Origin of the sequence: Blautia sp. MSJ-19, from assembly GCF_018918125.1 — a bacterium.
In the GTDB taxonomy this organism is placed as follows: Bacteria; Bacillota; Clostridia; order Lachnospirales; family Lachnospiraceae; genus Blautia_A.
The window spans coordinates 1-7808 of record NZ_JAHLQA010000030.1; the positions used below are offsets into that span (position 1 = coordinate 1).

Below are 7808 nucleotides of genomic sequence, written 5' to 3' on the forward strand. Positions count from 1 at the left end.
ACAGGTAATTACAAACTTATTATATCGGTTATAGCGAAAAATGCAACTCCCCAAAACGGCATTAACCCATGCAAATATAAGAAATATGTCAGATGCGGAAGTTACCTTTTCATATAACCAATTTGGTTTTGTTCGTTTTTATCGTTTGTTTTTATTTCACGATAGTATGATTACTTAAAAATCTGCATATAATATTTATAAGCATTTTCTACTTGACTTTCCTGCAAAGTCATAGTACAATTTGCTCAGTGATCGTACTGAGGAAACTTGTGAAGCCCTCAGTCCGGAAGGCTCCTGCGGGAGCCTTTCGTTATATATAGAAATATTTTCGGAAAGGAGGACTAAATGGCTAAAATTTTTAAGTCATATGATGAACAGATTGCTTTTCTTAGAGAGGAAAAGAATCTTATCATTACCGACAATGAATATGCCAGGCACATCCTCGCAAAAACCAGTTATTTTTCTCTTATCTCCGGTTACAAAGAAAGTTTTAAGAATCCCACTACTGGAAAATATATTGATGGTACAAGATTTGAAGATATTTATGATCTATATTGTTTTGATAATGAACTTCGAAGTATTTTTCTGAAATATATGCTGATCGCCGAGCATAGTGTTAAATCTTCTCTTGCATATCATTTTACGGATGTTTATGGTGAAAATCAGAATGAATATCTATCTCTTTCTCATTACTCTGTTACAAAATCCAATCAACGGAATATCCAAAAGCTGGTAAATATTTTGTCTTATCATCTCACACATAAAAGTGAATATAATTACATCACACATTATAAAAAACGCCATCAGAATGTACCGTTATGGATTCTAATACAAGTTTTAACTCTTGGTCAGTTTTCCCATATGTATGATTATCTTAATGCGACCGTTCCAATTAAAGTATGTCGAGATTTTCATGATATAGGAAGAAAAGATATGCACTCTTTTCTTTCTATCCTGACCAAACACCGTAATGCATGTGCGCATGGAGACCGTTTCTTCAATTACATTACAAAAGACAGTATTACTGATACCTCTATTCATAAGAAACTGCATATTATACAAAAAAACGGGCGTTATCAATGTGGTAAAACTGATATCTTTTCGGAGGTTATCATATTAAAATATTTGTTAGACAAGGATGATTTCCGGAATTTTTACTACGAACTAAAATATTGTCTGAAAAAGTACTGTCCGAATCAGCAGATTATTCCTCAAATGGGATTCCCTGAAAACTGGATGTCCATTTTACGTTTAAAAATATAAAATAAGCTGAATACTACAAATAACTTTTTCACTTTCATAACCATTTAGTTGTCTCCCGCAGAAACAGCCCATCCCGCCTGCACTCTTTGTATCACACTGCCATCGCGTGCATCGATCGTAAGGAGTGGAACGCCAGCATTATCCATAGTCACGTTTCCTATAACAGGCTCATCCCCTGCACCATTTCCGTACTCATACTCCGGTTCTTCGGATGTCCAGATTCCATAAAAATCCCATACTGGAATCAGAATTGCCTCTGTATCATTGCCTTCACTACTCTGCATCCGCATATAGCCCAGTTGAACCTTAGTTATTGTCATCTCCGCGCTCTGTGCATCGATAGATGGATAACGATAGTCACTTCCTCCATCAACAGAAATCAGTCTGTTTTTGTCCTCTGTCATAATCTGTAATGTGATTGTCTTCTCAAAAATATCTTTGATCTCATCAAAAGGAAGTAAAAACAGCCCTTCATCGGAAACATTCGATGCTTCAATTGGATTTCTGTGTAAAAAGCTCTGAAGTGTCCCACTGCAAAAATCCATCGTAAGTACTTCACTTTCCCATCCTTCGGACTGTCCTTCGTGAAGTGTTCCATCTGCGTTTTCCCATTCAAGAGCCTGCTCATTAACAGGCAGAGAAGTTTCCCTCACATAATTAACCGGAATTCCATCTATCATCCGTTCAAAAATAAAATCATCTTTTTCCAGGGCAGTGCTTCCTTCGGTAAGTTCTTTTGAAGAACTTTCAAATATCTCCCAATCCCCGGAAACAAGACTTGAAACTTTGTCCTTTGCTTCTTTTTCAGACACTTTGCCGCTTCCTGCTTTTATATAATTTTGAAAACGTTCTTCCCTTTCTTTTTTCTCGCTCGGTGCCAGGGTCATATCTCCACAATCGTCAAAGATAAACTTTGCGATCCGAAATCCAAGTTCCTCCACATCAGATTCCTGTTCACTCTTTGTATAAGAGTACCGATAGGTCAGTCCATCTACTGTATACCTCCCTGCCTGTTCATTCTCATTGTTCTCTTCCTGCACGGACTGTCCTTTGCCGAATGTGTCTTTTATCTTATTCTGTTCTTCTTCAGGAATCGCCACCCTTTTTACTTTTTTTAAACAGATTGCATCTACATCCGGCACTTTTACCGGTGCATCCGCTGTCAGGGTAAACTTCATCGGATTTTCTTTATCCTCCCGCTCCGCTGATCTTAAGTCTGCCTGGATCGTTGCCTGATAAGTTTCCGGTGCCTCTACCTGTTCTGCAACTGTTTTCTGAACCGTTTCCTTGTTTTCTTCTTTTTTCTGATCTGTTTTATCCTTCTCTTCCACAACAGCGGACTGGACAATACGATCACATCCTGATACCGCCAAAAGATTCATACACAGAACGGCTCCCATGAACATTTTTATTTTTTTCATCACTTCCCCATCCTTCCTTATCCATAGTCAAGCGGATATTCGCAATCCGCTTTGCTACTTGATTTTGTTAAAAAAGGTACCCTCTTCTTATGAGAAAAGAGTACCATATTGCCTTTCCAATGTATTCATCAAAATGTAAACAACTTGTAAATCAGAAAACAGCCCTTACCGTTGTCCCCTCTCCCGGCTGGCTTTCGATCTTCAGATTTCCACCATGAATCTCTGCCACCTTCGCACAGAGTGCCAGTCCGAGCCCGGAACCGCCTTCTTTTCGGCTTCGTGATTTATCCACCATATAAAACGCATCTGTGATCTTCCCCAGTTCTTCCTCTGGAATTCCTATTCCGGTATCAGCCACTTCAAAAATCTTTTTTCCAGATTTCTCATATGCTCTTACCTGAATACTTCCACCGGCATCCGTAGCCTTTAATGCATTGTCGATCAGATTTATCAGAAGACTTTCCATCAAGGCAGGATCCATCTTCATGGAAAATGTCTCATATTCCATCTTTAACTGCACTTTTTTCTTCTCTGCCTGATCCTTTTCCATACCAATGACATGGTTTAAAAGGTCGCCTGCCGGAATCATTTCCATCTGTATGGCATGATTCTGATGAAGTCCCAGCAACTGCAGCATTTTCCCCGAAAGAGCCTCAAGACGTTTTCCCTCCCGGTTGATATGTTCCAGTGCCCGATCTTTCTGTTCATCTTTTAGCTTTACATGACGCAGGGTATCAGAATAGCCAATAATGGATGTTAACGGCGTTCTCATTTCATGGGAAAGTGCTCCCATGAGCAGTTCCTGTTTCTCTGCCACCTCCTGCAGTTTCTCCATTCGTTCCACGGTTCTTTTCATCATCATGTAAATAAAAAGACCTGTGATCAGAAAGACTGCCAGATAGATTCCTGCAAACCAGACAGCGGTCTGCCTCAATTCTGTGAAGAGTCCTGTGACTTCCCGGACAGAGAGGACTTCGTATCCTTCTGGTTTAGATAAAGCGACTTTTTGAAGAAGAAGGTATTTCTTCCCCAGTTTCTGTATTTTATAAGCATACGGATCCTTTTCGTTCTTCAGACCTAAGTTTTCAATTCCCACCACTTCATAATCTGTCAGGTTTTCAATAGTAGCATTGCTTTTCTTATCAATCAGTGCCATGCCTGCTCCACAGCATCGTTGGAACTGAAATCCCATATAGGCTTTCTTTCCGGTCTCTGACATCTGCTCATATTTGCTGTTATCCCAAAATTGTTCCAGAAGTATCTTTCCATTTTCTAATTGTCTTCCATAGGTCTCAGCGGCATTATTTAAACTTCGTTTTCCTGTGACATAAATGCTTAGTGCACCAACTGGAATCAGCGCGCACAATAAAGTTACCAGCATAAGAAGTACTGTCCGTTTCCACAACTTCATACATTTTATTCCTCCAGACGGTATCCAAGCTTCGGGATTGTCCTGATCTCGTCATAAAGTTCCAGTTTTTTTCTGAGCTGTCCGATATGAACATCTACCGTCCTGCTTTCTCCCAGGTAGTCTTCTCCCCAGACCCGTTTCAACAATTCTTCTCTTCCGAGGGCAATGTTTTTATTTTGGAGAAGCAGCACAAAGAGATCGTATTCCATTGGTTTCAGATTCACCGGGATTCTATCTTTGAAAACCTGGTGGCTTTGCACATCCACCATAATATTCCGAATCGTCAGGATTTTCCTGGCTCTTCCGGTCCTCTCCAGTACTTTCTCAATGCGTACCAGAAGTTCCAGCATCTCAAATGGCTTTACCATATAATCTTCTGCACCCAGTTTTAATCCCTTTACCTTGGAAGCGACATCATCCTTTGCAGTCAGGTAAATTACCGGAAGATTCTTCCTTTTAAAATCTTCCATCAGCGCAAACCCGTCTTTTCCCGGCAGCATGATATCCACCACTGCCAGATCTGCATCCTCATGCCATAAGAGCAACCGCTGGGCTTCCTCCCCATCATAAGCTGCCACAGTCTCATATCCTGCCGCCCCCAGGTTCATGCACAGCAATTCTGAAATTGCACGGTCGTCCTCGATCACCAAAATTTTATTCTTCATTCCGCTGTCACCTCTGGTATTTTTCTACAGTATAACTTTTTTTACATCTCACGTCTACATGGCACTCTATCTTCGGATCTTATGAAAAAAGAATTTCATTCTGATAAAATATTGAAAATATTAATATCCAATTTCTTTAAGAATCGCATCAATCATTCTCGCATTCGCCAGGGAAAATTCTCTGGTCACTCCCGGTGTTTCGTCACCTGTCACACAACGTCCAAGTTGTTCCACTTCGAGACGGTAATTCTGTGGAACAGAGACTGTTTTTGTTTCTTCCTTGCCGTCGAAGGTTATTACTGTGTAGCTGAGTTCACCATCTCCATTGAACTCAAAGCCGGTTCCTTTAATGCTGCCCTTGGTTCCCTGAATCTCGAATCGGTCGATATGTCTGTCCAGTTCAGTTGCCAGTGCCATACCACAGGAGAAAGCTGCCTTTTTGCCGTCTGCGTATTCCATTACAACCGAAGTAAGTTTATCAATCTTTTCCTCAGAAAAGCTGGCAATCGCTTTAACCTTGGTCGGTTCATCAGCAAGAAGACGCAGGATCAGACTGGTGTTGTAAACGCCAAGATCATAGGTACAGCCACCGAGGGTGTCTCTTCTCATACGAATATTGCTTTTATTGTAATCGGAAGTGATATAGGCGGATTCCATATAGCGTACATCCCCAATCGTTCCCTTTTCGATTTCTTCTCTGACTGCTGCAATGTATGGACTGTGCTGATATGCAAATGCTTCCATCAGGTATACCTGGTTTTCTTCTGCTGCCGCAAACATTTCCTTTGCCTGTGCTTCTGTCGGTGCAAGTGGCTTTTCGCAGAGTACATGTTTGCCACTTTTGAGTGCTTTGATCGTCCACTCATAATGCATAGTATTTGGAAGCGGGATGTAAACTGCCTCTACTTCCGAGTCTGTAAGCAGTTCCTCGTAGCTTCCGTATGCTTTCTGAAAACCATATTTTTCTTTGAACTGTTCTGCTTTTTCTGTGTTTCTTCCTGCAATTGCATACATTTCACAGTTGTCTGCCTGCAGCATTCCCGGGAAAGTGCTTCTCTCACAGATGAATGCTGTTCCCATAACACCCCATTTGATTTTTCTCATAGTCTCTGCCTCTCTTTCTTTTTTGTCTCAATACATTCATTGTAAAATTTCTTTTTGTTAAGATTTCTAACCCAAAAGTCTCCCGTCAAATACTGCCGTCAAAAGTGCTCCCGTGCAGCCGTATACAGTAGCTTCGTCTTTAAATCCTGATTTTACGACCTGTATCTGACGGTATTTTCGCTCAATATGTCGTTCGTTGACCATCTGCTCTACCTGATGGAGATATTTATCCGGGATCCAGTATCCCTCATGTCCGATAATGATTTTCTGTGGATTCAGGCTGTTGACAAAACCTGTCAGCGCGCAGGAAAGTTTTTCTGCCATTTCTGTGAAGATCCGGTTCATGTTCTGTGCTCTCTCAGTAAAAGCTTCGGCTTTCTCTTCGCTTGCCCAAATTGCTTCATCCATTTCCTGACAGAACTCCCGGAAACTCTTCCTGTCTCCCGTTGCCTCCTGGAGTTGTTTCTCAAGTATATTACTGGAAATATAACGCTCCAGACAACCTCTGTTTCCACAGCCGCACAATTCTCCCTTCCAGTCAATACTTGTATGTCCCAGTTCACAGATCATTCCGCTTGTATTAGAATACAATTCTCCATTTACAACCAGCCCTGAACCGACACCATTTGCCAGATCCACATAAATAAAATCTTCACAGTCCGTTCCTGCACCATAATATTTCTCCATGATTGCGGCACAATTACTTTCTCCGTCAAAAAAGACGGGCATATGGTAACGTTCTTCAATCTCTCTGGTAATTTCCAGATCATGCAGTCCGTAAAAATTTGGCGGTGCCAGGATCTTGCCCTGATTCTTGTCTACCGGTCCGATTGCACCGATACCGATGCCATATACTTTTTCAGCATCTAATGTTTCCACAATCTGATCCAGTGCTTTACAAATATTCTCCATCAACTGTGATGCTGTTTCTTTGTTGACCGGAAAACTGATCTTTTTAAGCAGTTTCAGTTGCATATCACACAGAACCACACTGCATTTTTCACGGTAAAGATGTACTCCGATCAGCTTCGGGGCCTTCTCTGAAATGCAGAGCTGCACCGGATTCCGGCCCTTTCCCTCCACCTGAACCTTTTGCCGTTCCTCAAAAATCCCACTTTCCAGAAATTCATTCACGATATATGTAACTGTCATCTTGGCGAGTCCTGTTTTCTGTGAAAGTTCGATTCTGGAACTGCATTGACCTGTAGCGATCAGTTTCAGAATCAGCCCCCGGTTTCTCTGTTTTAAAAGTGTGTTGTTTACTCCTGATTTTGACATTTATCCTGCTCCCATATGATTTTCATAAAAAATTATCTGTTTCTATCATACCATAGAATTCTGCAGTGTTCACATACAGCTTTATTTCAAAATCATCTCGCCATTGTATAAATCCTGATCATAATGTCATGGTCAGTTCCGGGTCCATAATGGCAAATTTCGCATCTCTTTTTCCCTCAAAGAAATCCCAGACATCACCTTCATTTGCGACGCCATAACCAATTGCCTTGGCAGAATCAATAACACTGCCGCCACCAACTGCATCAAGAGAATTCTTAATGCGGTCAAGCAGTCCTGAACGAATAGCACTTTTTCCACCGTAATGAATCAGAGCTTTCTTACAGTTCTGTGCTTTTACCAGTTCACCGGTCTGACTCTCTGTGTTTTTACCAAAAATAACCTTTGTTGGTGTGTAATACTCAAAATTCTGATACATAAATCCCCTCCATAAATTGTAGTACGCTTCATTTGGTACAATGTTTTTACTTTATGTTTATATAATACAATCTTTTTACTATTTGTCAAGAACAAATCTCAAAATTGCTACAAATAATTATCCACCCGCATAGCGGGTGGTTTTTCGGTTTCGGGCATAGCCCTTTACTACTAGCCACCCACAAGTGGGTCTTTTATTGGCCTGCCAGCCACGCGTAGTTTTACTTGCTA

General features: G+C 41.1%; 6 protein-coding genes and 1 pseudogene. 1 reads left to right on the top strand and 6 read right to left on the bottom strand.

The window, feature by feature from the left end; genetic code table 11:
- Window positions 1-345 precede the first annotated feature (345 nt).
- Entirely contained in the window at window positions 346-1263 is a 918-nt protein-coding gene (locus KQI91_RS10495; RefSeq protein ID WP_216392729.1) for an Abi family protein, read from the top strand.
- 44 nt (window positions 1264-1307) lie between these two features.
- Here KQI91_RS10495 and KQI91_RS10500 read toward each other — a convergent pair whose 3' ends face one another.
- The 6 genes and pseudogenes from KQI91_RS10500 to KQI91_RS10525 all read right to left on the bottom strand — a co-directional run.
- Window positions 1308-2684 (bottom strand): DUF6034 family protein, encoded by a 1377-nt coding sequence (locus tag KQI91_RS10500; RefSeq protein WP_216392730.1) that lies wholly within the window; start codon window positions 2682-2684, stop codon window positions 1308-1310.
- A gap of 151 nt (window positions 2685-2835) precedes the next feature.
- Complete coding sequence (locus tag KQI91_RS10505; RefSeq protein ID WP_216392731.1) at window positions 2836-4095, bottom strand: sensor histidine kinase; 1260 nt, start codon at window positions 4093-4095, stop codon at window positions 2836-2838.
- Between the two features lie 5 nt (window positions 4096-4100).
- Window positions 4101-4760 (bottom strand): response regulator transcription factor, encoded by a 660-nt coding sequence (locus KQI91_RS10510; RefSeq protein WP_216392732.1) that lies wholly within the window; start codon window positions 4758-4760, stop codon window positions 4101-4103.
- Window positions 4761-4880: 120 nt separating this feature from the next.
- Window positions 4881-5864: a Gfo/Idh/MocA family protein gene (locus KQI91_RS10515; protein WP_216392733.1), complete on the bottom strand. Its 984-nt coding sequence runs from the start codon at window positions 5862-5864 to the stop codon at window positions 4881-4883.
- Between the two features lie 66 nt (window positions 5865-5930).
- A complete protein-coding gene (locus KQI91_RS10520; RefSeq protein WP_216392734.1) occupies window positions 5931-7142 on the bottom strand; it encodes an ROK family protein in 1212 nt (403 codons plus the stop codon).
- Between the two features lie 160 nt (window positions 7143-7302).
- A pseudogene (locus KQI91_RS10525) lies at window positions 7303-7578 on the bottom strand (iron-containing alcohol dehydrogenase); the annotation flags it as partial.
- Window positions 7579-7808 lie beyond the last annotated feature (230 nt).